The organism is Lentzea sp. NPDC058450 (assembly GCF_042721395.1).
GTDB lineage: Bacteria > Actinomycetota > Actinomycetes > Mycobacteriales > Pseudonocardiaceae > Lentzea.
Genome location: NZ_JBHXLO010000026.1, coordinates 117,746 through 141,234 on the forward strand (window position 1 = coordinate 117,746; position 23,489 = coordinate 141,234).

Here is a 23,489-nt window from a genome sequence, read left to right on the forward strand (position 1 = left end):
CTCATTCCTCGATCGGCTCCAGTTCCACGCGGTGGCTCAGCTCGCGGACGGCCTCGCCGCTGCCGCTGCCCAGGCCGTGCCGCGTCACGTTCACCGCTCCGGCGGCCGCGCCTAGCTTCACCGCGTCCGTCAACGACATACCCAGCGCGAGGCCGGCCGAAATCCCCGCCGTCATCGAGTCGCCGGCGCCCCGCGTGTCGACGGGCTCCAGCTTCGGCATCCGCACGAGGTACAGCCGGTCCTCGAGCAGCGCCAACGCCGGTTCGTCGGCACGGGACACCACAACGCCGTGCACGCACGAGGAAGCGATCTCACGGGCCTTCGCGATGAGCTTGCTGAGCTCCTCCTCACCCAGTTCTTCGTGCGAGACCTTCACGACGTGCGGGCCTCCGCGCACCGCCTCGGCCAGCCGTTCGCCGGCCAGGTCGACGATCACCCGGCAGCCGTTGGAGGTCAGGTCGGACGTCAGCCGGAAGTACGTCTCGTGGGGCAGCACGCGGTCGTCGGACGGCCCGCTGAGCACGGCCGTCCCTGCCCGCATGCCCTCCACCAGGGCGAGCTCGTAGACGTCGTCGAGCTCGTGCCGGGACAACGCGTCGGGCAGCATCTCGACCATCTCGGACCGGCTGCCGTCGCGGCGATCGTGCACGTAGGCACCGTTGCGGGCAGCGACGTGCCGGGACTTCAGCTCGACGTGCTCGTCTTCCAGCAACGTGTGCAGCACCCGGCCGGTCTCACCGCCGAACGTCGCGCACACGACGGCCTCGACGCCCAGGGCGGCGATCATCCTGGACTGCCAGAAACCCTGGCCACCGGCGTGCAGGTGCACGTCCGGCTCACCGTCGAGGTCCTCGACGGTGACGGTCAGCTGAGGGGACGGGGCAAATACGGCAACTCGGGCATCCACGACTTTCTGGTACCCGGTGCGGGCGGAGTTCACCCGCACCGGGTCAGTCAGAAATCAGCACGGGCCGCCGTCGCGCCAGACGCCCCACTGGCCGGTGGTGCCGGGCTCCTCGCCCCGCGTCCACCACTGCGCGGTCCACTTCTTGCTGTTGTGCGACACGACGTTGCCGCCGGTGTAGACCTTGTCGCGCTCCCACGCGGGCTGCGTGCAGGGGCCGGGGCCAGGGCCGCCGGTGTCCCACGGGACCTGCGTGGACTTGTAGAAGTTGATGCCCATGGTGGTCCAGCGCGGGCCCTGGGCACCCAGCCTGGCCTTGAACTGGTCCCAGTTGTGCGTCGACCACGGCGACCAGCCCAGTTCGGCGATCGCGCTGAGCCGCGGGAACGCCATGAACTCGATGTCCTTGGCCGTCACCAGCGTCTCGCTCCACAGTGGAGCTTCGACGCCGCGGACGGCGGACTCGGGCACGCCGCTCACGTGCGTGCCGGGGTTCCAGTCGTACGCGGTCTGGACCTCGATCAGGCCCGCCCACGACAGGCCCAAAGGCGTGCTGGAGTTGTACTTCATGTCCAGGTACGCCTTGTTCGCGGGCGACATGATGACCTTGTGGCCGCGCGCCGCCGCTGCCTGCACCACGGCGTTGGACGTCGAGGTGCCCCAGTACTGCGGCATCGTGGCGGTGTCGGTCGTCGTCTTCACGAACTCGTGCCAGCCGAGCGCGGTCTTGCCGTACTTCTTCACGAGCGGCAGGGTCCGGTCCATGAACGTCTGGTAGTCCGCGTCCGGCGTCGAGTGCGCCTCGTCGCCGCCGATGTGGAAGTACGGACCGGGCGTGAGCGCGGCGATCTCGCGGATCACGTCCTCGACGAACGTGTAGGTGATCTCCTTGTTCACGCACAGCGAGGAGTAGCCGACCTCGATGTCCGTGCGCAGCGGCGGGGCCTGGCCGTTGCAGTTGAGCTCCGCGTACGACGCCAGCGCGGCGTTGGTGTGGCCGGGCAGGTCGATCTCGGGGATCACCGTGATCTTGCGCGACGCCGCGTACTGCACGATCTCGCTGTACTGCGCCTTGGTGTAGTACCCACCGGGGCCGCCGCCGACCTGCGTGCTGCCGCCGTACGTGGCGAGGCGCGGCCAGCTGTCGATGACGATCCGCCAGCCCTGGTCGTCGCTCAGGTGGAGGTGGAAGTAGTTGATCTTGTACAGCGCGAGCTGGTCGATGTAGCGCTTGACCGTCGACACGGGGTGGAAGTGGCGGGCCACGTCGAGCATCGCGCCGCGGTAGGAGAACCGCGGGTAGTCGACGATCAGGGTGCCCGGCACGGTCCACGGACCGGCCTGCGCGGTCGTGCTCTCCACCTTGGCGGGCAACAGTTGCCGCAGCGTCTGCACGCCGGCGAACAGGCCTTCCGAGGTGTTGGCGCGCACCACGATGGCGCCCGCGGCCACGTCGAGTTGATAACCCTGCTGGCCGACAGTGCCCGGCGCGCCCGAGAGCAGCAGCGAGATGCCGTCGGCCGGTGTGCCGGTCGTGTCGGACACCGGCAGCGCGTAGCCGGTCGAGGGCCGCAGCAGGCCGGCCAGGAAGGTGCCGACGTCGCGTGCGGCCGGGGCTGTGTAGATCTTCGTGCCGGCCGTCAGGGTGTGCGTGACACCGGAGCGGGCCTGTACCGAGACCGGGACGGGCACCAGGCTGTTCAGCGGTTCCGCGGCTTGCGACTGCGCGCTCACGGACAACGCCGCTGTGACAGCGATGACCGCGGCGAGAACGCGAGTTCTCACGACTCCTCCTCACGAGTCGGGGGCGGCGACCCTGCTCCCAGCGTGCTCAAACATCCCTTTTGTCGTCAATGGTCTGGGCCAATTCTTTGTTCGAGACCGGCTCGAATGCGGCCTTCCGCGCGGCTCGGCGCAGCGTCCGGAGCAGCACAGGTCCCGTCACCGCAACGAGAACGGCGGTGGTCACGGCCCGCATGAGGTCCCAGCCGAGCGAGGTGGCGAGGGTGAACGCGGCCAGCCTGACGAGGTTGGTGGCGGGCGAGGAGTTCGGGTCGAAGCTGACGGACGTGCCCTCGCCGACCGCGAACGGCCAGAACGACAGGTTGAGCAGGAAGCCGTAGACGAGACTGCTCGCGACGCCGTACGCCGCGAGCAGCGCGATCTCGGCCTTGCCACGCCACTGCGGCAGCAGCCCGGCGCCGAGCGCGACCCACGCGGCGCCGAGCATCTGGTACGGCAGCCACGGCCCGACACCGCCGGTGAGCAGGGCCGACGCGAACAGCGTGGTGTTGCCGAGCACGAACCCGAACCCCGGCCCGAAGACCCGGCCGCCCAGCACCATCAGGAAGAACACCGTCTCGATGCCCGCGGTGCCCGGTCCGAGCGGGCGGATCGCGGCGCCGAGCGCGGACAGCACGCCGAGCATCGCGATCGCCTTGGAGTCCATGCCCTTGTCGCTCAGCTCGGCCAGCACGACGGCCAGCACCAGGGGCAGCAGGAGCGCGAACGTCCACGGGGCGTCGCCGCCCCGGGCGATGTCGCTCTCCGGCGTGACGATCAGCGGCCAGGTGAACGCGGCCAGGCCGATCACGCTCGCGATCGTGAGCGCGATGGCCGAGCGCTTCCTGATCGCGATCACAGGGCGGCCTCGACGTCCGCGACCGTCAGCCACGGGCCGAGGATCTTGCTGACCTGCGGGGCGAAGATCGGCGACGACGTCACGACCTCGCGTGCCGGTCCGTCGGCCACGACCTCGCCCTCGGCCATGACCGTGACGCGGGTGGCGTACTCGGCGACGAACTCGACGTCGTGGGTCGCCAGCACCACCGCGCTGTCCAGGGACTTGAGGGTGGCCGCCAGCGCCGCCTTGGCCGGGTAGTCGAGGCCTCTGGTCGGTTCGTCGAGCAGCAGGACGTCCGGGGCTCCGGTGAGCATGACCGCGAGCACGAGCGCGAGCCGTTGGCCTTCGGAGAGGTCTCTCGGGTGGGCGTCCGGGTCCAGTGTCGCCAGGCCGTCGAGGAGTTTTCTGCACGTGCCTTCGGGGTTGCCCGTCTCGTGGTCGGCCTGGGCGCATTCCTGGGCGACGGTTTCGAGGTAGAGCAGGTCCGCGGGTTGTTGCGGGACCAGGGCGACGATCTTGCGTCGCTCGGCCGGCTTCAGGGTCCTGGGGTCGGTGTCGTGGACGGTGACCGTGCCCGCCGAGCGTTTGCCGCTGCCCTGGATCGCCCAGAGCAGCGACGACTTGCCGGAACCGTTGCGGCCCATGAGCGCGACTCGTTCGTGGGTGCCAACGGTCAGGCTGACGTTCTTGACCGCCTGCACTTCTCCGTACCGCACAACGACTTCGTGTGCGTCGAGGACGGTGTTCGTCGGTTGCCCGATTTCCGTCTCGGGTTCCGGGAGGCGGGCGCGCAGGGGTGCGGCCTGGCGGCGGGCGTCGCGGACGGACACCGGGATCGGCGCCCAGCCCGCGACCTGGGCGAGCCGGACGACAGGCGGCGCGACGGGCGCTTCGGCGAGGACCTCGCCCACCTCGCCGATCCTGCCTCCCGGCAGCAGGAGCGCGCGGTCGGCGTACTGCGCGACCCGTTCGAGACGGTGTTCGGCGATGACGACGGTCATGCCGAGGTCGTGCACAAGTCGTTGCACGGCAGCGAGAACGTCCTCGGCGGCGCCGGGGTCGAGTGCCGAGGTGGGTTCGTCGAGCACCAGGACCTTGGGGTGGGCGGTGAGCGCGGCGCCGATCGCGACCCGTTGCTGCTGCCCGCCGCTGAGCGTCGCGAGTGGACGGTCGCGGAGGCCCGCGATGCCGAGCAGGTCCAGGGTCTCCTCGACGCGCTTGCGCATGACGTCGTTCGGGAGGCCCAGCGACTCCATGGAGTAGGCGAGCTCGTCCTCGACGTTGTCCGCCACGAACCCGGCCACCGGGTCCTGGCCGACGAACCCGACGACGTCCGCCAGTTCGCGCGGAGGGTGCGTGGCGGTGTCCCGGCCGTCGACCAGCACGCGCCCGGCGAGGGTGCCGCCGCTGAAGTGGGGCACGAGGCCGTTGATCGCGCGCAGGAAGGTCGACTTGCCGCTGCCGGTGCGGCCGACGACGAGGCAGAGCTCCCCCTCGGGGATCTCCAGGGAGAGGCCCGCGAGCACGGGCCGCTCGGCGTAGGTGATGGTGACGTCCTCGAACCGGATCATGCTTCCCCCACGCTCACCAGCAAGCCGTCTGCCCCGCAGACAACGCCCTTCACCGTTCCCTCACCAGCGCGACGGGTGCCAGTGCCAGCAACACACCGGCCGCAGGCAGGAGTGGCAATGCCGGGGCGGTGAGCGGCACGGTCGACGGCGAGAGCGCCGGATCCCCCGAGAACACCAGCACCACCGCCCCCACGACTCCGCTCACCGCCACCCCGATCGCGGCCGGCGTCCACCGGTCCGGCCGGTACCGGGTGCGCGGCACGCGGCGGGCGCCGACCTTCAGCCCGGCGATCGCCAGCACACCACCGACCGCGATCAACGGCCACCCGGTGTACGCGCCGGCCAGCAACCCGTACGTGCCGATGCACATCCCGAAGAGCCCGGCCAGCACCAACGCCCCGGTCAGCGCCCGGTCCCGACGCGAGATGCCGGCCGTGCGCCCGTAGCCGCGCGAGTCCATCGAGGCGGCCAGCACCAACGACCTGTCGAGCGCGTCCTCCAGCACCGGCACCAACATCGTGCGCACAGCCCGCACGCCTTTGGCCGTGTCGCCGCGAAGTTGGCGTGCCTTGCGCACCGCCCGTGCCGACGCCACCAACTGCGGCGCCACCGTCAACGCCACCACCACAGCCACGCTCACCTCGTACAACGCCGCCGGCAACGACCGCAGCAGGCGTTTGGGGTTGGCCAGTGCGTTGGCGGCACCGACGCAGCCGAGGATCGTCGCGAGCAACAACCCCTGGTACAGCGCGAAGACCAGACCCTCCGCGCTGACCGGGCCGCCGACGCGGATGCCCTGGGCCCAGTCAGGCAGCGGGACCTGCGGCAGCGTGAAGAGGATCGTCGAGCCCGTGACACCGCCGAGCAGCGCGTGCACCAGCACCCTGATGCCGATGATCAGCAGGCCGAACTTGAGGAACACGCCGTAGGTACCAGCCCATGGGGTGTTGGCGCGGCAGGTCACGACGACCACTCCCGCCACCGCCAGGATCAGGCCCAGCAGCAACGGGTTGGTGGTGCGGCTGGCGGCGGTGGCGAGGCCGAGGGCCCACAGCCACCAGGCGCCGGAGTGCAGCCTCACGCCACGCTCACCGCACCCCACCGCGCGCCGGCAGCAACCTCACGCCGCACCCACCGCGCCGCCTCACTCCTCTTCCGCGAGACGCCGTCGCCGAGCCACCAGCAGCCCCGCGATCGCAAGCGCGGCGATCGCCAGCACCCCGAGCAGCGTCCACAACCAGCCGAGGCCCGACTTCTGCTCCAGCGCCTTCTCCTCCACCGGCCGCACGGTCTCCACCGCGACCGAGGTCGACGACTCCGCCGCGGCGGACGACGCGGCCGACGAAGGCGGTGCCGTCGACGAAGGCGCGGAAGTCGTGGGAGGCGCGGTGGTCGTGGTCGCCGCCGGCGGTTGCTGCGCAGGCGGTTGTTGTGCGGGTGGTTGCTGAGCAGGCGGCTGTTGCACCGGCGGGGGTGGCGCGGGTGCGGCGGGCGGGGCGATGCCCGGCTGTTCGCCGGCGCCGAATGCCCACCCCTGCACGGTTCCGCGCGCCGGGACGTAGGTCGCCGCCCCCTGGTTGCTGTAGGTCCAGGCGCCGCCGGCCGGTGCGTGCCAGTACGACCAGTAGGCCGTGGCGGGCGACGTGGTGACGCACTTGTCGGTGTCCGTGCCCGGCCTTCCGTTGATGCGGCAGACGAAACCCTGCTGCCGTTGCGCGTACGTGTAGCCGAAACCGGCGGCGGTCAGGGCCGCGATGCCGGACGACGGACTGCCCGCCGCGCACCCCTGCTGCACGCCGCCGCCCAGCCCCCGGTAGTCCACGACGACGGTCACGCCGTCGCAGCCCGCCGCGAAGGCAGGCACCGGGGTGAAGGCGGCGATCAGTGCCAGCGCGAGGAAGAGCCGTTTCACGGGGTGGCGTTCGGGGCGGCGCCGGCGCCGAACGCCCAGCCCTCGACGGTGCCGGGAGCCGGGTTGTAGCTGCCGGCGCCCGAGGTGCTGTAGGTCCAGGTGCCACCGGGGGCGGAGGCGTGCCAGTACGACCAGTACGCGCTGGTCGTGGGCGCGGCGCACGGGTTCGGGAGCAGGTTGATCCGGCACACGAAACCGGGCTGGCGCGGCACGAACGAGTACGTGAAGTTCGCGCCGGTCAACGCGGTCAGGCCCGTCGTGGGGTCGCCGGCGGCGCAGCCCGTCTGGACGCCTCCGCCGAGAGAACCGAAGTCCACGACGACCTTGACGCCCGCGCACGGAGCCGCAGAGGCAGGCGTTGCCACGACGAACGTGCCGGCGAGCAGGGCGAGGACAGCGAGCATGCGGCGCATCACGCACCAACCTTCCGACGACGGGAGACGAACAGCAGGACAGCACCGGCGAGCACCGCGAACGAACCGAACAGCGTCAGCGGCACGGCCTGGTCAGGTCCGGTGACGGCGAGCGGCGGATCGACCGGCGCCTCAGGCCCGGCCGGAGCGGGCACCGTGGGCACCGGAGGCTCCGAAGAGGAAGGAGGCGTGACCGTGCAGTCGATCGCGGGCACACCGGGAGTGGCGGACGCCGCCGACACGTCGGCGAGGCTCACCCGCGCCAGGCCCAGCATCGCCTGCGTGGTCGCGCGGATCGCCGGGTAGAGCTCGAAACCGGCGGCGTCGTAAGCGACACCACCGCGTTGTGCGTCGGGCCCGGAACACCCGACCTGCAACGACTTCAGGTACGCCACGGCCTTGTCCGCGGCAGCACCGCGCTCGCCCGCGACCAGAGCGCCGACCGCGAGGCCCGTGCTGTTGGCGTTGGACCCGGCCGTGGCCGCGGGGAAGCCGCCGTCGGCCTGCTGCTGCCCGGCCAGCCACGTCAGGGCCTTGGGCGAAGCGGTCTTCTCCCCCGCCGCCAGCAACGCCTGGAGCACCATCGCCGTACCGTCCACATCGGACTTGCAGGTGGCCTGCTCGAAGGCGATCGGGAACCCGCCGTCCGGACACTGCGTCGAGACCTGGTACGCCAACGGCTTCTCGAACGACTCCCCGGCGCGCTTCAGCACGATGATCGCCAACGCCTGCGTGAACGCGTTGGTCTGGTCCCACTCGGGATCGGTCTTGTCGCGGAACCGCCCGGACGACTCCTGCAACGGCGCGAGCCGCTCCAGCAGGTCGACGCCCGCGAACGCGTGAGGATCGGTGCCGAGCGTCTGCGCCACCAGCGCGAGCTTCACCAGCCCACCGACGTACGACTCGGCCTCGCCGTCGCCGACCAGCGCGAGCATCTGGTCGGGCTCCCCGAGCCACGCGGCCGCCCGCGCAGCCGTCGACTTGCCCACGCCGGCCGCCGCCAGCGCGTACACGCCGTCCGCCGTCAGCCCGGGATCGACGAGGTCAGGCCCCTTGAGCAGGTGGGTACCGCCGACGAACTGAGCGGCCAGCCACGTGCCCGCCGACGGCGTCTCGGCCGCCCGCGCCTGCGGTGTCACCACGAGCGCTGCCGCCACCACGGCGGCCAACGCCGATCTCCTGATCACTGCGCCTCCCCTAGCCCGCTGTCCTCGACGGGTCGATGGAGCCACCGCGCGCCACGGGCAGTCGGACTTTCACCGTTGCGGGTCAGTGCCGGAGTTGCACCGGCTTCCCCCGCGGCGTGCGGATGCTGTTGTCAACCATGGATCGTGCGGGAGGGATCAGACGTAGTCAAATGGCTGTGAGCTGGACCATTGATCACCGCATGACCACAATCGTGTGCATGGGGGACTTTCAGAAACTGATCGACGACGCCGTGCCGTCGTTGGAGAGCTTGATTCCAGCCGAGCCGGCCGCGCTCATCGGCCGCTACACCACCCGCAGGCCGGAGTACGCCGGCCATCCCGGGGCCACGATCGTGCAGCAGGCGCTGGAACGGTTCCCGAGCCTGCCCGCCGAACGGCTGCTGGGCGCGCTGGAGCTCGCGGTCGCGAAGCTGGACCTGACCGCACCGGCCGACCTGATCGCCGGCCTCACACCGCTGCGCGACGGCGCTTTCGGCTTCATGAGCTTCGAAGGCCAGAGCGCGTTGTCGTCGCCGACGAGGTTCGTGCTGGTGGTGCACCAGGGCGTCGGCGACCTGATCATCCGGCACGCCCGTGCGGCCATGCCCGACCAGCGCGGCCTCACCGGTGACGAGGACGCGATCGCCGTCCAGCGCGGCCGGGCTCACCTGGCCACCGCCGTGGTGGTGGCGCGCGCGATCCTCAACGCCGTCGGCACCGACTGCGCCCGGGACCCGGTGGCGGCCATCGGGATCGGCATCGGCGCGACCGCCGAGATCATCCCGGACGTGCCGATGCCGGACGCCTACACCCGTGCGCTGCTGGAGAAACGCCGCCGCGCGTACATCGGGATGTCCTGGCCCACCAAGGCGACCGTGACGAACCACCAGTTCGCGCTCGCCGAGGAACCCGGCGAGGCGACGGACTTCGGCGCCACCGGGCTCGCCGCGCCCGTCGAGACCGGGTTCGCCGTGCGCACCGGCATCGAGACGGGCGAGGTCGACGTGTCGGTGCGGACGCTGATGGAACCGCCGGAGCCGCAGGACCTGGAGCACTGGGACGAGGTCGTCGAGATCAGCTACACCGCGGTCAACGGTGACGCGAAGCTCGGCCACGGCACCACCGCGCCGTGGCCCGGGGAGTTCCGCGCCAGGGTCTGCGCGAGCGGCCGGGACGAGGACGACGAGCAGTACCAGCTCACGATCTGGCAGGCGCCGCACCAGGAACCGGCGCTGCTCAAGACGACCGACCGCGTCGGGCACCTGCTGCGGGGCGAGCCGCTCCCACCGCCGATACCGAGGCCCGACAAGCCGTACCGGTGGCTGGAGGACGAACTGGGCGAGGCCGCCACCGTCACGATCGTCACCGGCCTCGGCGTGGACGACGTGGTGGACCACTTCGACGAGGACTCGATCGCGGTCGAGATCGACGGCGGCGTGCTCGTCATCGAGAACAACAACTACCGGGGATCGAACGAGGAACTGCTGGAACACCTGTCCCGCAACGGGAAGGCCGCCAGCCACTTCTGGAACGTCAACGCGCTCACGAGGTTGTCGTTCGCCCGCGGCGGTAAGCTTCTGGGCGCGTGCGAGGCGATGGGCGAAACCGACTTCGGGAACGATCCCGAGGTGCTGGAGGCGTTGCGGGACATCAGCTTCACCGACTGGCGGCACACCAACGCCAAGGGGATCACGGCGGCGGTGAGGTTCACCGGCACCGCGATCCCCGAGGCGGACGTCCGTCTGGCGATCCTGGACCTGTTCAGTAGCTGGGAAGGCTGAGGCTGTTGACGACGGCGGCGAACTCCTCCGTGGGCGCGCCGCCGTTGATCTGGTTCTTCAGCGCCATCTCCTGGTTCGCGAGCACGTACGGCCGCAGGATCTCCTCGTAGCGGGCGAACGCGGTGGACGGGTTCGCGGCCAGTTCGTGAGCGAGCACGTACGCGCCGACCAGCGCCATGCTGGTGCCCTGCCCGGACAACGGCGAACCGCAGTACCCGGCGTCCCCGAGCAGCACGACGTGACCGGTGGACCACGACTCCATCCGGATCTGGCTCATCGAGTCGAAGTGGAAGTCCGGCGCCTCCCACATGTGCTTGACCGCGGTCGGCCACACCCACCCGGCGCCCTCGAACTTCTCTGCCAGCAACGCGCGCTGGGCGTCGACGTCGCGGTAGTCGAAGTCCACCTCGCCGTTGAAACCCATGTACACCCGGCATTCCGTGTTCGACCGGGCGCTCATGATGCCGCCGCCCACGACGTCGCCCTGCTGGAACGTCTGCCAGTGGTCGAGGCCGAGGAAGTTCGGCGCGGTGAAGACGGCGAGGTTCAGGCCGAGATGCGAGATGAAGTCCTTCTCCGGGCCGAACGCGAGCCGCCGGACGTTGGAGTGCAGGCCGTCCGCGCCGACGATGACGTCGAAGTCGCGCGGCTCCGCCTTCTCGAACGTCACGCGGGTGCCGTCGATCGAGGTGATGCTGTCGTCGAACAGGTACTCCACGCCCTCGGCCGCGTCGAACAGCATCGTGGCGAGGTCGTCGCGCAGCAGCTCGACGTCGGGGCTCGACAGGTCGCCGCCGCTCAGGGTGTGCGTGGTGGAGCTGAACAGCTCGTTGCCGTCGGCGTCGACCACGTTCATGCCGCGCATGTCGGTGCTGAACGACCGGAGCTGGTCGCCGAGGCCCATGCGCTCGACGACCTCCAACGCCGGGCCGCGCACGTCGATGGCCTGGCCGCCGGGCCGCATCCCCCGGTACCGCTCGACCACCGTCACGTCGAAACCGAGCTTGCGCAGCCAGTGCGCGAGGGCGGGGCCGCCGATGCTGGCGCCGGAGATCAGGACGTTCCTCATGATGTTCCCCCTGTGAGTCGGTGTGTGCTCACAAGGTGCCGACCAGCGCTGACCGTCCGCTGACCATCGGCCGTCAGGGTTTGACAGCGACCCCCGCGAAGGGCACTTCGTTGATCTCCGCGTTGGCCGCGAAGTCGCCCCCGCCGTCCGGCCGCCACGACGGGCAGCCGACCAGGCCGGGCTCGACCACCTCGAACCCGCCGAAGAACGCCATCACCTCGTCGTGCGTGCGCGGGAACGCCTGGTTCGCGGTGCTCTTCACGTTGTAGGTCTGCACGGCCTCGTCCATGCCGGCGGGCTTGGCCTCGGCCGACGCGTGCGACACCGCGAGGAAGCTGCCGGGCGCGAGCCGGTCGCGGTACTGCCCGACGATCGACACCGGGTCCCACTCGTCCGGCACGAAGTGCAGCACCAGCAGCATGAACAGGCCGACCGGCTGGTCGAAGTCGAGCAGCTTGCGGGTCGGGTCGGCGTTGAAGATCGCGTCCAGGTCGCGGAGGTCCGCCTGGACGACGGCGGTGTTGCCGTTGCCGGAGAGGATCAACTCGCTGTGCGCGACCGCGACCGGGTCCCTGTCGACGTAGACGATCCGGCAGTCCGGCGCCTCGGCCTGCACGATCTCGTGCAGGTTGCCGACGGTCGGGATGCCGGAGCCGATGTCGAGGAACTGCCGCACGCCCCGCTCGACCATGTGCAGCGCGGCCCTGCGCAGGAACGACCTGTTCAGCCGGGCCGCGTCCCGGACGCCGGGCATGATCTGAAGGATCTTCTCGCCCAGCGCGCGGTCGGGAGCGAAGTTGTGGCCACCGCCGAGCCAGTAGTCGTACACCCGTGCCGGTGAGGGCACCGTCGTGTCTACACCTGGTGGAACCCAACCGGCGTCGTTGCTCACCGACTGAGCGTATCCGTGTGCACCAGTCCGGACGAACGAATGAGCATCCGATCGTGTGTATCTGCTCGCCACCACTGGACGGATGGCCCTAGTTTGTTCGGGGTCGCACGAGAGGGTGGTGGTGATGCCGGGCGTCACGACGGTGCCAGGCCGTTGGCCTCTCGTCGGGCACTCCGTGAAGCTGCTGCGCGCGCCGGTCGAGTTCCTCGCTTCGTTACCCGCCAACGGGGACGTCGTGAAGGTCTTCCTCGGTCCCCTACCGGTGCACATGGTCACTTCTCCCGCGCTCGCGCTGGAACTGCTGGCGTCGGACAAGTTCGACAAGGGCATCGTCTTCGACAAGATGCGCCCGCTGTTCGGCAACGGGCTCGCGACGTCGAACGGCGCGTTCAACCAGCGGCAGCGCCGGATGATGCTGCCCGCGTTCTCCCGCGCCAGGGTCTCGACGTACGCGGAGACCGTGATCACGACGCTCGCGACCGAGCTGCGCGACTCGTGGCACGGCGGGCAACGGCTCGAGGTCGACGCACTGATGCAGGACTTCGTGATGACCGTCGCCGGACGCACGTTGTTCTCCGCCGAACTCGGTCACGAGGTACTGGCCGAGATCAAGCACTCCATCCCGATCATGCTGAAGCACGTGCTGGTGCGCGCGTTCTCGCCGGGCTTCGTGGAACGGCTGCCGCTCAGGGCGAACCGCGAGTTCGACGAGGCCGCGGCCCGGCTGCGCAGGGCGATCCCCGCCGTCGTGCTGAACGCGCGAGAAGAAGGCACCGACCACGGCGACCTGCTGTCGGCCCTGCTCGCCGCGCGGGACGCGGACACCGGCGAGGCGATGACCGACGAGCAGATCACCGACGAGGTCGTCACGATCCTCACCACCGGCGCCGAGACGACGGCGGTGGCACTCGCCTGGTTCTTCCACGAGGTCGGCACCAGACCCGCTGTGCGGCAACGGTTCCACGCCGAGGTCGACGCGGTGCTGGGCGACCGGCCGGCGAAGTTCGACGACGTGGCGAAGCTGGAGTACACCGGCCGGATCATCAACGAGGTGCTCCGCCGCACCCCGCCGGTGATCCTCATGCGCCGGGCCCGCGAGGACGTCGAGATCGGCGGCGTGCTCGTGCCCGAAGGCTCGGAGATCGCCGTCTCCCAGCACACCCTGCACCGCGATCCCCGCTGGTTCCCCGATCCCGACGGCTTCGACCCCGACCGCTGGGAACCCGAACGAGCCGCGAAACTGCCCAAGGGCGCCTTCATCCCGTTTGGTGCGGGCTCCCGGTTCTGCCCAGGACACTTCCTCGCCCACACGGAGATCGCGATCGCCGCCGCGACGATCGCGACCCGCTGGGACCTCGTCCCCGTTGCGGGACAACGCGTCTACGCCCAGGTGAAGGCGACCATGCAGCCGAACCAGCTCCCGATGGTCGCCACCCAAAGGGATCAAACACAGAGAAAGCCGCAAGCGTGAAACTGCTCCCCGTTCTGGCGGCCGTACTGGCGCTGACGTCGCTCACGCCCGCCGCGCACGCCTCCGGCGCCGACTGCTCGCTCACCACGCTCCCGGTGTCCGGGCCCACCGGCACCGCCACGGTGTCCGGCCAGCTCTGCACGCCCGCCGGTGCGAACCCGGACACCATCCAGCTGCTGGTGCACGGCGGCACGTACAACCGCGCGTACTGGGACCTGCCGGGAGTGCCGGAGTCCTATTCGTACCAACGGACGATGGCCCGCGCGGGCAGGGCGACGTTCGCCGTCGACCGGCTCGGCACGGGTGCCTCGGCGCACCCGCTCAGCCTGCCGATGCTGATCTCCGTCGAGGCGCGGTCGATGCACGACGTCGTGCAGCACCTGCGGGCGGGACGCGTCGGCGGCACGGCGTACCGCAAGGTCGTCATCGTCGGGCACTCCGTCGGCTCCGGCATCGTCGCGGCGGAGGCCGCGACCTACCGGGACGTCGACGGCGTGGTGCTGTCCGGCATGACGCACATGCCCGCCGTCCCCGTGCTCGCTCTCGGTGCGGCGCTGGGACTTCAGCCCGCGTTCCTCGACGACGTGCTGGCCCGCCTGGGCAGCGACCCGCTGTACTTCACGACCCGGCCGGGAGCGCGGGCCGGGTTGTTCTACGCGATGAACGACGCCGAGCAGGCCGTGGTCAACGCGGACGAGGCGACCAAGGACCAAGTGTCCGTGCCCGGCATGGGAACTGTCGCCGTGTTCGGCATCGTGCTGCCGACGACGCTCGGCATCAATGTCCCGGTGTTCCAGGCCGTCGGCAGCGACGACGTGCTGTTCTGCGGTCTGCTGGCGTTGCGCGACTGTTCCAGCGCGAACTCGTTGCGCGCTCAGGAAGCTCCTTACTACGCACCGGAAGCGCAGCTCCAGACGTACGTGCTGCCGGGCGCGGGTCACTCGCTCGGTCTGCACCGCAACGCGGAGGAGTACCGAGCAGCGACCCGCGCCTGGCTCAGCGCGAAGTTCGGGATGTGAGGCGGAGGGCCGAAGTGCCGAGGCCGGACGGTCCCTGGTGGAACACCGGGTGTCCTCCGGTCTCGTCGTAGCGGCTGGTCTCCTCGTGCCAGTGGATGATCCCGGCGATCCAGTCCTTCAGCTCGTCGGCGTACCGGGTCAGCCCGGACCGTGCCGCCGGGTCGAGCCGGAGATCGTCGAAGAGCCGTGGCAGGTCGGTCTCGACAGATCTGACGAACTGGTCGAGGCGGGCGTCCATCAACGCGTAGGTGATCTCGAAAGCCCGTGATTGCGAGACCCCGAGGAAGTTCTCGACGACCCGGACCATGTTGTGCACCTCGCCCTCGTGCTGAATCTCCTTCGAGTACGAGAAGACGTCGTTCAGCATCGTGCAGTAATCCATGGCCGACCGTTCCATGGTCTGCACGACCCGCGTTCCCCAGAGCTCGGCGGGCACGGTCGCGGAATGCGAGAACCGCGACAGCGAGGTCGTCAGCTCGGAACCGAACGTGCTGCGCCGCATTTCCACGTAGTCGATCGGATCGGGGATGCGGTTGAAGTGCATGTTGATCACTTCCCACACCCACGCGTCGAGCATCGCGTCGACGGTCTCGCGGAACGTGGCGCGGAACGCCGAGGTCATCGGCCCCGCCGTCCGTTGCCAGAGATCAGCGAGCGACAGTTCCATCGCGTTCGCGGGAACGAGCTGCGGCACGAGGTCCAGCGGCATGCAGGCTTTCAACCGCGCCGTTTGCGCTTTCACGCCGGCGAGACTGCGGCTGGTGCCGTACCAGAGCGGGTAGACGTCGTCGGCGTACGTGCCCCAGGTGAGCCAGCAGCCGGACAGGAAGAGCTCCTGCGGCGTCGCGTCCGGGTCGATGCCCGCAGAGCACAACGGGAAGTCGTACCCGCGCACCTTGCCCTCGTCCCAGACGCCCTCGCTGGTCAGGCCGTGCTCGACGGCCCACGCCACGACCTCGCCGCGCGCCTGGTCGAGGTGCGGCGCGAGGGTCAGCGGGAACGGCACCTCGAAGCGCGGCAGCGTGTACGGCTCGACGGTCTTCGGCGTGCTGGAGAACTGGCGGATCCGTTGCGGCATCGTCTTGGCGAACGACCCGAGAACGCCGAGCTGCGGCCGTGGCGCGGCGTTCATGTAGCGGGACGACTTCAGGTGCCACTCGTGCCCACCCGCCTGCCAGTCCTGCAGGCCCTTCACGTAGCCGAGGACGGCCGCGCGCCCGATGGGGTCGACCGCGTGCTCGTCGAGCAGCAGGGGCAGCTCGGTGAGCGCCGTGTGCTCGAACTGGTGCAGCCGGGACGTCAGCAGGTCGTTCACGGCCTCCGCGGCCTGCTGGGTGGGCAGCCCGAGGAACTTCTCGAACACCAGCACGCCGTTGGACAGCTCGCCCTCGTCGAGCACCTCGCGTTCGTACGAGAACAGGTCGTTGCGCAGGTGGACGGCGTCGCTGAAGGTGTCCCGGAGCACGCCGATCGGCCGTGAGCCCGCGATCGAGGCCGGCACTTCGAGGCCCACCGCGTGCTCGACCAGGTTCGCGCTCCACGGCGCGCCGCCGACCTTGCGCCGCATCTCGACGTACTCGATGGGGTTGGAGAGCCGCTTCGAGCTGATGTTGTGCAGCTCCCACATCGACTCGTCCAGCAGGTGCTTCGTGTTGGCGGCGAACCGCTCGCGCCAGTCGAGCGAGTGCCGGCCGACCGTGCGGCGCCAGAGGTCCGCGAGGCCCTTCTCGACGGGGTTCTCCGGGGCGGCCGTGATGAAGCCGTGGACGGGCATGAACAACGGCAACCGGTCGAGGTAGGCCTGGGCGCCGGCGATGTCCGGGCTGCGCTTGTACAGCTCGACGAAGTGGTCGTCGAAGTAGAAGACCCACACGTACCAGTCGGTGATCAGGTCGAGCGTCTCCCCGTCGCAGTCGGGGTGGGTGTAGGCGCAGAGCAACGCGTAGTCGTGCGCTTCGAGGTCCTCGGCGCTCCAGACGACCGTCCCGTGCTGCGGCACGTCGATCATGTCCATCTCGCGCGCCCACGCCCTGGTGTGCGTGCGGGCGCGGTCGAGGTTCGGATTCAGCCTGGCCGGGTGGGGCGTGTAGAACTCCGGCAGCTGGAACGGCTGCATGTGCGTTGGACCTCCGCGCGTCGGGCTGGACGCACTGCACGCAACCAGCCCGGCGCACGGGGACGCCAGATGGTGACACCTTGATCCACACGAGCGTGGATCAGTCTCGCCCGTTCAGCCCAACGACGTCAGCGGACCAACGACTGAGCGCTGAGCTTCACCGCGAACGGGAACTGCAGTTCGATGATCTCCTCGCCGTCGGAACGGCCCTGTTCGACGTAGACGCCGTTTTCGAGGTGCAGGCACCGCAGCCACGGCTGGTCGTAATCGATCATCCAGTAGTTCGCGCAGCCGACTTCCTGGAACTTCGCCCGCTTGAGTTCGAGGTCGACGTGTCGCGTGCGCGGCGACAGGACCTCGACCGCCAGCACGGGCGGTCCGATGAGCGCCTGTTTCGAGAACTGCTCACGCCGGCCCACGACGAGGTCGGGAATGAAGACCGTGTCGTCGGCGAGCACGACGTCGACCGGAGCCGGGAGGACCTCCAGCTCCGGTGGGCAGGCAGCGGTCAGCGCCACCAGCAGGCGGGCGACGACCCGCTGGTGGACCGGTCGGGGTGAGGGGCTCATGACGAGCACCCCGTCGACGAGTTCGAAACGGTGCCCGTCATCAGGCATCGCCTCCAAGTCCGCCCACGTCAGCGGTCTGCCGTGGGGAAACGTCGGGACACCACCCATGGTGCGTTCCACCCCCGCGTCGAGGCCACTGTCCGCCGGACGGGTCCCGGCGATGCCATTAGACAAGACTGGTCCGATTCTCACGACTCGCAAGCCCCTTTTGGCCGACCCCGCACCACTGCACGCACACGTCTTCGTCACCACCGTCCCGCAGGGTGAGCGGCGAATGGTCCTGCCGTGGAGACTCTCACCCGGTCGGAGCAGCAAGATGGTTTCAATCGAACAAGTGGCTAATTTTTGATCAATTTTTGGGCGATTTTCGGTAACGTCATCCACCCCGCCAATTGCTCGCGAATGCGACCCTAACGGAATCTTACGGGGGAGCCAAGCACTCGGTTGGAGCAATAGCTCACACGAAGCTCACTTCCGCAAGATCGAAAAAGGTCGCACCCATTTCCCGGAGTACCCCGGTTCACTCTTTCTCACTCTCGCACAACGACCTCGCGTACGCGTGCAGCAGGTCCGGCACCCGGAACCGGCCACCGCCGTGCGCCTCGATCAGGCTCGCGCTCTCCAACGACGACAGCAGGCCGCGCGCGTCGTCCACGCCCACCAGACCGGACGCGGTGTGCGCGGTGAAGTCGTTGCCGGGCAACGATCCCAGCCGCCGGAAGAGCCTCGCGGCGGCTTCCGGCAACGCGCGCACCGACCGTTCGAACGCTCCCGTCACCGCGGCCCGCCGGTCGCCGTCGATCGCGAGCAGGGCCAACCGGTTGCCGTGCGCGAGATCCGTTGCGGCGTCGGCGATCCCGTTCGGCCCGAGGTTCGCGACGGCGATGCGGATCGCGAGCGGCAGGTACCCGCAGACCGCCGCGAGGCCCGCGACGGCGTCCGGTTCTCCCCCGGCGAGCCTGGTGATCAACGCGTGCGCCTCGTCCCGGGTGAGCAGGCCGAGTTCGACGGGGCGGGCGTCGTCGAGGGCGACGAGCCCGCGCAGGTGGTTGCGGCTCGTGACGACCACCGCGCACCCCGGCGTACCCGGCAGCAACGGCCGGACCTGGTCCTCGCTCGCCGCGTCGTCCAGCACGAGCAACACCCGGCGGTCGGCGAGGACGGACCGGAAGAGCCCCGCCCGTTCTCCCGTGTCAGCGGGGATCTTCGGCACCCCGAGCGCGCGCAGGCACTGGGCCAGCGCGTCCGCCGCCGTCGTGGGCGGACCGTCGTCGTGCGCCCGCAGGTGCACGTAGAGCTGGCCGTCGGGGAACCTGTCCCGCACCCGGTGCGCCCAGTGCACGGCGAGCGCCGTCTTGCCCACGCCGGGCCCACCGGTGACGACGGAGAACGCGGACGAGTCCAGTTCGTCCACAGAGGACTGACGACCGGTGAACGTGGCCGGGCACGCGGGCAGCTGCGCGGGAGCGTCCGGTGCGGGCGACCGCTGCCGGCTCAGGATCGCCTGGTGCGCCCTGCGCAGCCCGAGCCCCGGCTCGACTCCGAGGCCGCCCGCGAGCAGCCGGCGCGTCCGGTCGTAGAGCTCCAGCGCGTCGGCCTGCCGGTCGGACCGGTGCAGTGCCGTCATCAGCTGCTCGACCAGCTGTTCGCGCAACGGGTTCGCGGCCACGAGCGCGGACAGGTCGGTGAGCACCTGCGCGTGCTGCCCGAGCTCCAGTTGCACCGCGAAGCACTGCTGCGCCACCGTGATCCGGCGTTCGTCCAGCCGTTCCGCGTCGGCCCGCAACGCCCCGCTCGCGAGCCCCTCCAACGCGGGTCCGCGCCACAACCCGAGGGCCGTCCGCAGGATTCGCACGGCCTCCACCGGCTCGGCGTCCTGCGCCGCGGCCACGTGCCGTTCGAACGTCACCACGTCCAGCCCGGCGGACCCCAGCACCAGCCGGTAGCCGACGCCGTCCGTGGCGATCGCCGCCGGCGACCCGAGCACCACCCGCAGGTCCCCGACGGACTTCTGGATCTGGTGCTTGGCCGTCGAGGGCGGCTCGCCGTCCCACACGACGTCGACGAGGTGCGTCAGCGGCACCACCCGGTCGGGCGCGAGCAGCAACGCCGCGAGCACCTTCTGCCCGCGCACCCCGCCCAGGTCGAGCCGCACCGCGCCGTCACGGGCCTCCACCGGCCCCAGAATCCCGAAGTCCACGGGCGGCCACGGTAGGGCAGCTTTCCCGGCTCACCGGTCCCAGAACGAGGTGCGCACCCCTTTTCCGAGCATCGCGGGCCGTCTCCGGAAATCGGCCGTGTGCTCGCGGTGGGGACGAGGTGTGGGCGGCGTTCCCGACCCTCGGTGGCGACACCACCGAGGGGAGCACGGGATGCGCAGGACCGGGGACAGGGTCGGGCAGTGGGTGGCCTACGCCGTGCTGGTGGCGGCCGTGGTCACGCTGGTCGTGCTGGGGCTGACGCTCTAGCCAGGGTCTCGCGGGCGAAGGCGATGGCCCGGGGCTGAGGTGACTTCTCGGCCACGGCCACCGCCTCGTGCGCGTACCGGAGCGCGGCCGTGGTGTCGCCGAGAGCGAGGTGCACCGCCGAGAGCTGGCCGAGCACCCGGTCGTGGCTCCACCAGCTGCGGCCCTGCACGAGCACCAGGCACCGCCGCAGGTGGCCGAGCGCCTCGGTCAACCGGCCGGAGAGCTGGGCGTCGAGCGACAGCACCACGAGCAACGCCATCTGGCCGACGTGGTCGCGGACGTCCTCCATGGACGCCAGCACGGTGCGGTCGTCCGGCAGGTTCAGGTAGGCCCGGCACAACCGAGAGCTTTCCCGCGCCATCTCGGCGGCGGTCCCGTGGTGACCCATCTCGTAGTGCCAGTAGGCGTAGTCGGCGAAGGCGAGCGCCTCGCCCCGCCGGTCGGCCGACTCGCGGTAGGCGACCAGCGACCGGTCCGCGTGGGCGAGGCACTCCTCGTCCTCGAACCTGTCGAAGTGCACGTGGGCGATGTTGTGCAGGGTCATCGCGGTGGACCTGACGTCGCCGTGCGCCGCGAACAGCTCGACCGCCTGGCGCATGTACGAGATGGCCTCGTCGGGCTGTCCCTGCTGGGCGTGGTTGATGCCGATGTGGTGCAGTGCGCTCGCCACCCCGGTCGGGGCGTTCGCCCGGCGCATCAGCACGATGCCACGTTCGAAGTAGTCGAGGGACGTGTCGAACTCGCCTCTCCTGCGCGCCGTCATGCCGAGCAGTCCCATCACCGACGCCTCGCCGCGCAGATCGCCGATCTGGCGCATGAGGTCGAGCGCCTCGTGCAGGTTCGTGTCCGCCTTGTCGTCGTTCTCCTCCATGTACACGGTTCCCAGGCCCCGCAACGCTTCCGCGCGCGCCTTGAGATCACCCAGGTGGCGGGCGGCCGCGAGGGCGACGCTCAGCACCTCGACCCGTTCCTTGCCGGCCCCGTGCAGCAGCAGGTAGTGCGCGAACTGGTGCGGCAGCTGCCACGCGTGGTGGTAGTGGCCCTCGTACGCGGCCAGGTAGACGGCGGCCCTGAGGTTGAGCCGCTCGGCCTCCTGCCACGCCAGCGCCTCGAACGGCGTGGCGAACACCGGCGGGTCGGCGGGCCTGCGGGTGACGGCCGAGTCGAGCTCGGGACGGCTGGGCGCGATCCTGCGCGCGGAGGCCTCGGCGCCGTGCAGGTAGTGGTCGAGGACGCGGACGATCGCCCCGTCGCGTTCCTCCGGCCTGACCAGCGCCTTCGCGTGGTCCGCGAGCAGGTCGTGAAAGCGGTAGCGGCCGTTCTCCTTCTGCTGCACCAGATGCGCGTCCAGCAGTTCCTCCAGCAGCCGTTCGGCGGTCGCCCGCGTCGAGTCGATCACCGCCGCGGCGAGGTGCGCGTCCCAGTCCTCGCCGGTGTGCAGGCCGAGCAACCGGAACAACCGCTGCTGATCTGCGGTGAGCTGCTGGTAGGACAGGGAGAACGCGCCCGCGACGCTGCGTTCGCCCGCGGCCAGCTCGGTGAGCCGGTGCGAGGACAGGCGCCGCACCAGGTCCTGCGCGGACCACGCCGGACGGGTCCGCCAGCGGGCACCGACGATCCGGACCGCCAGCGGCAGGTGACCGCACAGCCGGACGATCTCGCGCGCGGAGTCCCCGACCTGCCGCCCGGCGATGCTCGCCAGCAGCGTCAGCGAGTCCTCCTCGGACAGCACGTCCAGCGAGATCGTGTGCGCCGCGTCGAGGTCGACGAGTCGTCTGCGGCTGGTCACCAGCACGAGCCCGGTGCCGGGCAGCAGCGGGCGGACCTGGGACGCGCTGCCCGCGTTGTCGAGCACCACGAGTGCCTTGCGGTGCGCCATTTCCGCGCGCCACCGGGCTGAACGGGCGTCCAGTCCGTCCGGGATGTCCTGGGCGGGCACGCCGAGCGCGGTCAGCAACGCCAGCAGCGCGTCCGACGGCGTGCGCGGCTCGACGCCCTCGGTGTAGGAGTGCAGGTCCACGAACAGCTGCGCGTCCGGGAACCTCCCCGCGAGCCGGTGCGCGGCCCTGACCGCGAGGGTCGTCTTGCCGATGCCGGCCATCCCGTCGATGGCGGTGATCGCGACGCACCCGGACGGCACGGCGGCGATGATCTCGTCCAGGTGCTCGCCGCGGCCCGCGAAGTCGGCGATGTCGCCGGGCAGGTCGTTGCGCGCCCTCGGCCGGTTGTCCGCCGTCAGCACCTGCTGGTGCGCCTTCTGCAGGTCCTTGCCGGGATCGAGGCCGAGCTCCTCGGCGAGCCGGCCGCGGATGTCGTCGTAGGCCTGCAACGCCTCTGTCTGCCGGTCGCAGCGGTGCAGCGCCACGATCAGCTGCGCCCACATCCGTTCCCTGGTCGGGTGCGCCCGGGTGAGCGACCGCAGTTCGGGCACCAGCAGTTCGTGCGCGCCGTCGCGCAGGTCGGCTTCGATCCTCGCCTCCAGCACCGCGAGGTACTTCTCCGTCAACGCGGGCGCGTGGTCGCGTTCCAGCGCGTCGCTGCCGATGTCCGCGAACGGCCGCCCGCGCCACAGTTCCAGCGCGGCCCGCGGTGGAAGCGTGCCGAACCGGTGGACGTCCACCTCGTCGGGCTGCACGTCGAGCAGGTACCCGCCGGGCCTGGTGAGCACGATGCCGGGCAACGCCTCGCGCAGCCGCCCGACCGTGGTCTGCAGGGCGTTGCGCGATCCGCCGGCGAGCTCGGCCAGTTCGTCGACGCCCACCACCTGGCCTGCGCGCATCAGCAGCGCCGCGAGCACGACGCGCCGCTTGCCCGCCGGAACGTGGACGCGCTGCCCGTCGAGCACCACGTCCAACGGCCCGAGCAGGCCGAACGACCTCACGCCCACTGGTCCCAGCGCACCATCTCGTCGAGGTCCTTGCGCCTGCGCCGCAACGGCGAGGCACCCTCGGAGATGCCCTCCTCGGCGGAGTGGCCGATCGCGATGACGCCGATCGGCGTGTACATCTCGGGCACTCCGAACGCCTCGCGCAGCTGCGGCCACGTGTCCCGGTCGGTCCCGAAGAACACCGCGCCGAGCCCTTCGTCGACGGCGGTCTGGAGGATCAGCAGCGAGGCCATGCCGGTGTCGATGTCCCAGTAGGGCACCGGCCACCTGTCCTCGGTGAGCCCGGCCTCGGCCTTGTCCGGTTCGGCGTACCGGTCCAGGTAGACCTTCTTGGCCGAGAACGGGATGACGACGAGCGGTGCGGTCTTCGCGTCCTCGCCGCTCCACCACTCGAACATCTCGGAGAACTTCTTCAGCGACTCGCCCCGCAGCACCAGGAAACCCTGGCCCTGCGAGAAGCCCGCCGACGGACCGCGCACGGCGTTGCGCATGATCCGCTGGACGCTCTCCTCGCTGACGGGCTCGTCGGTGAACTTGCGCACCATCCGCCTGCGGCGGACCACGTCCTGGAACTCCACGTCTACCCCCAGAGTTGAGCCGACCCCGA

Annotated in this window: 18 protein-coding genes and 1 riboswitch; of the genes, 3 read left to right on the plus strand and 15 right to left on the minus strand. The window is 70.4% G+C overall.

Annotation, left to right across the window (positions count from 1 at the left end):
* Position 1: 1 nt before the first annotated feature.
* From ACFWNN_RS32715 to ACFWNN_RS32750, 8 genes are all read right to left on the minus strand, one after another.
* Positions 2-907: a 1-phosphofructokinase family hexose kinase gene (locus ACFWNN_RS32715; RefSeq protein ID WP_382443794.1), complete on the minus strand. Its 906-nt coding sequence runs from the start codon at positions 905-907 to the stop codon at positions 2-4.
* Between the two features lie 54 nt (positions 908-961).
* Entirely contained in the window at positions 962-2,689 is a 1,728-nt protein-coding gene (locus tag ACFWNN_RS32720; protein WP_382443795.1) for a family 20 glycosylhydrolase, read from the minus strand.
* A gap of 46 nt (positions 2,690-2,735) precedes the next feature.
* On the minus strand, positions 2,736-3,545 hold the full coding sequence (locus ACFWNN_RS32725) for an ECF transporter S component (RefSeq protein ID WP_382443796.1): 810 nt from the start codon (positions 3,543-3,545) through the stop codon (positions 2,736-2,738).
* Positions 3,542-5,098 carry an ABC transporter ATP-binding protein gene (locus ACFWNN_RS32730; protein WP_382443797.1) on the minus strand — a complete coding sequence of 519 codons (1,557 nt, stop codon included), beginning with the start codon at positions 5,096-5,098 and terminating at the stop codon, positions 3,542-3,544. Before ACFWNN_RS32730 ends, ACFWNN_RS32725 begins: the two co-directional genes overlap by 4 nt.
* 49 nt (positions 5,099-5,147) lie before the next feature.
* Positions 5,148-6,179: a CbiQ family ECF transporter T component gene (locus ACFWNN_RS32735; protein WP_382443798.1), complete on the minus strand. Its 1,032-nt coding sequence runs from the start codon at positions 6,177-6,179 to the stop codon at positions 5,148-5,150.
* 63 nt (positions 6,180-6,242) lie between these two features.
* Complete coding sequence (locus tag ACFWNN_RS32740) at positions 6,243-7,010, minus strand: hypothetical protein (protein ID WP_382443799.1); 768 nt, start codon at positions 7,008-7,010, stop codon at positions 6,243-6,245.
* Positions 7,007-7,423, minus strand: coding sequence for a hypothetical protein (locus ACFWNN_RS32745; RefSeq protein WP_382443800.1), 417 nt, complete (start codon positions 7,421-7,423; stop codon positions 7,007-7,009). Before ACFWNN_RS32745 ends, ACFWNN_RS32740 begins: the two co-directional genes overlap by 4 nt.
* Positions 7,423-8,610 (minus strand): prenyltransferase/squalene oxidase repeat-containing protein, encoded by a 1,188-nt coding sequence (locus ACFWNN_RS32750; RefSeq protein ID WP_382443801.1) that lies wholly within the window; start codon positions 8,608-8,610, stop codon positions 7,423-7,425. The genes ACFWNN_RS32745 and ACFWNN_RS32750 overlap by 1 nt, the downstream gene beginning before the upstream one ends.
* Before the next feature lie 34 nt (positions 8,611-8,644).
* A riboswitch (cobalamin riboswitch) is annotated at positions 8,645-8,753 on the minus strand.
* Positions 8,754-8,828: 75 nt separating this feature from the next.
* Between ACFWNN_RS32750 and ACFWNN_RS32755 the strand changes: the two genes are divergently transcribed.
* Complete coding sequence (locus ACFWNN_RS32755) at positions 8,829-10,391, plus strand: DUF6461 domain-containing protein (protein ID WP_382443802.1); 1,563 nt, start codon at positions 8,829-8,831, stop codon at positions 10,389-10,391.
* Here the strand turns inward: ACFWNN_RS32755 and ACFWNN_RS32760 are convergent.
* The gene (locus tag ACFWNN_RS32760; RefSeq protein WP_382443803.1) at positions 10,372-11,460 is read right to left on the minus strand and encodes an FAD-dependent monooxygenase; all 1,089 of its coding nucleotides are present in this window, start codon (positions 11,458-11,460) and stop codon (positions 10,372-10,374) included. The genes ACFWNN_RS32755 and ACFWNN_RS32760 overlap by 20 nt on opposite strands.
* Positions 11,461-11,533: 73 nt before the next feature.
* Positions 11,534-12,352 (minus strand): SAM-dependent methyltransferase, encoded by an 819-nt coding sequence (locus ACFWNN_RS32765; protein WP_382443804.1) that lies wholly within the window; start codon positions 12,350-12,352, stop codon positions 11,534-11,536.
* Positions 12,353-12,476: 124 nt separating this feature from the next.
* On the opposite strand from ACFWNN_RS32765, the gene ACFWNN_RS32770 reads away from it, so the two are divergent.
* Together ACFWNN_RS32770 and ACFWNN_RS32775 are read left to right on the plus strand one after the other, a co-directional pair.
* Positions 12,477-13,823: a cytochrome P450 gene (locus ACFWNN_RS32770; RefSeq protein WP_382443805.1), complete on the plus strand. Its 1,347-nt coding sequence runs from the start codon at positions 12,477-12,479 to the stop codon at positions 13,821-13,823.
* Entirely contained in the window at positions 13,820-14,842 is a 1,023-nt protein-coding gene (locus tag ACFWNN_RS32775; RefSeq protein ID WP_382443806.1) for an alpha/beta hydrolase, read from the plus strand. The genes ACFWNN_RS32770 and ACFWNN_RS32775 overlap by 4 nt, the downstream gene beginning before the upstream one ends.
* On the opposite strand, the gene ACFWNN_RS32780 is transcribed toward ACFWNN_RS32775, so the two are convergent.
* The 5 genes from ACFWNN_RS32780 to ACFWNN_RS32800 form a co-directional block, all read right to left on the minus strand.
* On the minus strand, positions 14,820-16,958 hold the full coding sequence (locus ACFWNN_RS32780) for a germacradienol/geosmin synthase (RefSeq protein WP_382443807.1): 2,139 nt from the start codon (positions 16,956-16,958) through the stop codon (positions 14,820-14,822). The two genes, ACFWNN_RS32775 and ACFWNN_RS32780, sit on opposite strands and share 23 nt — an antisense overlap.
* A gap of 128 nt (positions 16,959-17,086) precedes the next feature.
* The gene (locus ACFWNN_RS32785) at positions 17,087-17,635 is read right to left on the minus strand and encodes a Uma2 family endonuclease (protein WP_382443808.1); all 549 of its coding nucleotides are present in this window, start codon (positions 17,633-17,635) and stop codon (positions 17,087-17,089) included.
* Between the two features lie 412 nt (positions 17,636-18,047).
* On the minus strand, positions 18,048-19,727 hold the full coding sequence (locus ACFWNN_RS32790) for a BTAD domain-containing putative transcriptional regulator (RefSeq protein WP_382443809.1): 1,680 nt from the start codon (positions 19,725-19,727) through the stop codon (positions 18,048-18,050).
* Between the two features lie 236 nt (positions 19,728-19,963).
* On the minus strand, positions 19,964-22,876 hold the full coding sequence (locus ACFWNN_RS32795) for a BTAD domain-containing putative transcriptional regulator (RefSeq protein ID WP_382443810.1): 2,913 nt from the start codon (positions 22,874-22,876) through the stop codon (positions 19,964-19,966).
* Complete coding sequence (locus ACFWNN_RS32800) at positions 22,873-23,460, minus strand: nitroreductase family protein (protein WP_382443811.1); 588 nt, start codon at positions 23,458-23,460, stop codon at positions 22,873-22,875. The genes ACFWNN_RS32795 and ACFWNN_RS32800 overlap by 4 nt, the downstream gene beginning before the upstream one ends.
* Positions 23,461-23,489 lie beyond the last annotated feature (29 nt).

Excerpts from the sequence above, each read along its gene's own strand:
- ACFWNN_RS32755 (WP_382443802.1), top strand. The coding sequence starts at position 8,829 with ATGGGGGACTTTCAGAAACTGATCGACGACGCCGTGCCGTCGTTGGAG.
- ACFWNN_RS32770 (WP_382443805.1), top strand. The coding sequence starts at position 12,477 with ATGCCGGGCGTCACGACGGTGCCAGGCCGTTGGCCTCTCGTCGGGCAC.
- ACFWNN_RS32745 (WP_382443800.1), bottom strand. The coding sequence starts at position 7,423 with ATGCGCCGCATGCTCGCTGTCCTCGCCCTGCTCGCCGGCACGTTCGTC.
- ACFWNN_RS32780 (WP_382443807.1), bottom strand. The coding sequence starts at position 16,958 with ATGCAGCCGTTCCAGCTGCCGGAGTTCTACACGCCCCACCCGGCCAGG.
- ACFWNN_RS32730 (WP_382443797.1), bottom strand. The coding sequence starts at position 5,098 with ATGATCCGGTTCGAGGACGTCACCATCACCTACGCCGAGCGGCCCGTG.
- ACFWNN_RS32785 (WP_382443808.1), bottom strand. The coding sequence starts at position 17,635 with ATGGGTGGTGTCCCGACGTTTCCCCACGGCAGACCGCTGACGTGGGCG.
- ACFWNN_RS32760 (WP_382443803.1), bottom strand. The coding sequence starts at position 11,460 with ATGAGGAACGTCCTGATCTCCGGCGCCAGCATCGGCGGCCCCGCCCTC.